The following is a 2,507-nucleotide window of genomic DNA, read 5'->3' on the forward strand; positions in this document are numbered from 1 at the left end:
TAGAATACTTTCATCAAGATATCGGAATCGAAGAAGGCGCTTCGGATTAAGATTTAATTTGATCGCTGGTATTTATAATTATGAACTTTCTTTAAAGACTAAATTAGAGATCGCCTGAGACTTTCGCAAGAGGTCTATTGAAGCTTTCGAGCGACTGCCGGGGAAATTTTTGGCCGGTACGATCGACTCCTCGACTGGATCGACTTCGACACCGGGGGAATTTTTGGCCACCTGTGCGATCGGCTCCTGGACTCGATAGACATCGACACCGGGATCGACACCGGGGAAATTTTCGACTGCCTGTGCGATCGGCTTCTGAACCGGCCGCGGGTAAACGATGCGGCAAAACTTTGATTCAATCGGCAGCGTCGGAACTGGCTCGACTTCCACAGCAGACGGGGTTTCAACCGTTTCTATAATCGGCTGGACTTGTTCGACAACAAATGCCGCGGGGGAAACTTCCAGCAGTTGCAGCAGTGGGGGATTGACGCCGACGATGGCATCTATCCAGTTTTGGCGGCAGCGCCGATCGGACGCTGGAAGCACGTTAAGCTGCCAGCCAATTTCCTTCAATTCCTTAAGACTTTTCTGTTGTAACTGTTCGAGAGCGTACATAGGTTAGGGGAAGGGTAGGGCTTGCCCACACGCCAACGTTTGAGGTATACAAGGCAATCTCAAGCAGACTTAAAGTCTTACTTAATACTGCAAGTTTATGCTATAGTCTTACTTATTACATTGTCAACATCTTACTTAAGACTTGTTATTCTTGAGGTAGCGTTTATGACTGAAAACTATGGCAAGGAAAGCGAAACAGAGGGAGTACGGGGAGAAGAAAAGCGGCAAGACTTATGGACTGACACCAACAGCGGCAGCAATGCTGGACGAGTTAGCGAAGGAATTCGGAGTGAGCTCGTCACATCTGATCGAGAAAATAGCAAGGAGGGAGCTAGCCTTGTCTATGCCATTGGGGGAATACTTGACCAGCTCATAGACGATGCTGAGAAACAATTGGTCAAATCCAGGGAGTGCATCGTCTGGTACAGGGAGGAAGCAAAGGAATACGAACAGAAGCTCAATAATCTACGTAAGCTAAAAGAGTTGCAGCAACAGCAAATAACAGCAGCAGCAACAGCAGAATCATCCAACGATAGCGAGGAAAACCTCGCAGAATAAACACAACAAAAGCCAGCACTCGTTACGAAGCGCTGGTTTTTGCATTGTTACTTACCAAAAACCAACACCCGCACCACCGGGTTCTTTCTCTGAATGTATTCGCTGTTGGGTGAGGCAACGGTAGCTTTTCCTAAACCAAAGTTACACATAGAAAAAACTCAAAACTCCCGTAACTCACACTGAAAGTGAATTTGAAACCTGCGTCCAAGAAGTTGCAATCAGTAACATTACAAACTGAATCAACTCATGAAAAAACCATGAACAGCAGCCAGCTTTCGCTATTTAACACAAACACCGCAACCGGGAACGTGTACAGAGCCGGCGACTGGGTTAAAGTGAAAAAAAAACCTGCGATCGCTGCATGGGTTAAACGCGACGAAGTTTTCAAAATCAATCAAATACACCCAATAGACGGCAGCCTGAAATTCTGGAATCCCCACATCAAACAGTGGGATTTTTTATATCCAGAAGAAGTTAAGTTAACAGTAGAGCCTGTTGTAGGGGAAGCCTCAGAATTAACAGTAGAGCCTGTTGTAGGGGAAGCCTCAGAATTAACAGTAGAGCCTGTTGTAGGGGAAGCCTCAGAATTAACAGTAGAGCCTGTTGTAGGGGAAGCCTCAGAGTTAACAGTAGAGCCTGTTGTAGGGGAAGCCAGCAACGGATGGCTCGAAAGTCACTACAAAATCCGCCGCGGTGGCAAGCAACATTCAATCAAATGCCCTGAAATCAGATGCAACGGCCCTTACTACAGCTACCGCTGGATGGAAGGAAAGAGGCAGCGCGCCAAATACTGTCCGGCAAGCAAGTGCCCAGAAGTGAGAAAAGCTCTTTCTCTAGGACAACCAGTTAATGAAATCCTCAAAATAATATCAAACCAATGAACTACAAAATCTCAGAACTGCAAGCTCGATACAACCTAAGCAGCAAACAGTCAGTCTACGATCGCATGAAAGCGCTGCAAATAGTTCCAGTCAGTCGCGGAAAAATATCCAGTCAAGCACTGGACAAACTGGACGAACTGGACAAGTTTATGAAAAAGAACCCAGGAGCCAAAATCTGGGAATTTCCAAGGGATGTAGAATATGAGTCTAGTGGACAACTGGACAAGTCCACTGGACAACTGGACAACTTCAACGAAACCCTGCAATTAGTAGAGGCGATCGCCCGGCACTTCGCCGCCAACCAAGACCCGCTAAGTAGTTAAGCAAAATTAATTACATAATTTTCTCCAAATTCTTTAAGTATTTTTTCCACAGATGAAACAAGAGCTGGCCAGCTAGAATAGGCATTTATTTCGATCCATTCATATTTAATAAACCGCCACAGAATCTCAA

Annotated in this window: 4 protein-coding genes and 1 pseudogene; 4 read left to right on the forward strand and 1 reads right to left on the reverse strand. The window is 45.8% G+C overall.

All coding sequences use genetic code 11. The features are described from left to right. A pseudogene (locus ACUVJL_RS00005) lies at positions 1-118 on the forward strand (IS5/IS1182 family transposase); the annotation flags it as partial. Here ACUVJL_RS00005 and ACUVJL_RS00010 read toward each other — a convergent pair. Next, entirely contained in the window at positions 79-615 is a 537-nt protein-coding gene (locus ACUVJL_RS00010) for a hypothetical protein (RefSeq protein WP_445243958.1), read from the reverse strand. The pseudogene ACUVJL_RS00005 and the gene ACUVJL_RS00010 overlap by 40 nt on opposite strands. Before the next feature lie 165 nt (positions 616-780). Between ACUVJL_RS00010 and ACUVJL_RS00015 the strand changes: the two genes are divergently transcribed. The 3 genes from ACUVJL_RS00015 (at position 781) to ACUVJL_RS00025 (ending at position 2,377) form a co-directional block, all read left to right on the forward strand. Continuing rightward, entirely contained in the window at positions 781-1,173 is a 393-nt protein-coding gene (locus ACUVJL_RS00015; protein WP_445243959.1) for a hypothetical protein, read from the forward strand. Between the two features lie 257 nt (positions 1,174-1,430). After that, entirely contained in the window at positions 1,431-2,054 is a 624-nt protein-coding gene (locus ACUVJL_RS00020) for a hypothetical protein (RefSeq protein WP_445243960.1), read from the forward strand. Next, positions 2,051-2,377 (forward strand): hypothetical protein, encoded by a 327-nt coding sequence (locus tag ACUVJL_RS00025; protein WP_445243961.1) that lies wholly within the window; start codon positions 2,051-2,053, stop codon positions 2,375-2,377. The genes ACUVJL_RS00020 and ACUVJL_RS00025 overlap by 4 nt, the downstream gene beginning before the upstream one ends. Positions 2,378-2,507: the final 130 nt, after the last annotated feature.

Origin of the sequence: Microcoleus sp. OTE_8_concoct_300 (assembly GCF_031383065.1) — a bacterium.
In the GTDB taxonomy this organism is placed as follows: domain Bacteria; phylum Cyanobacteriota; class Cyanobacteriia; order Cyanobacteriales; family Microcoleaceae; genus Microcoleus.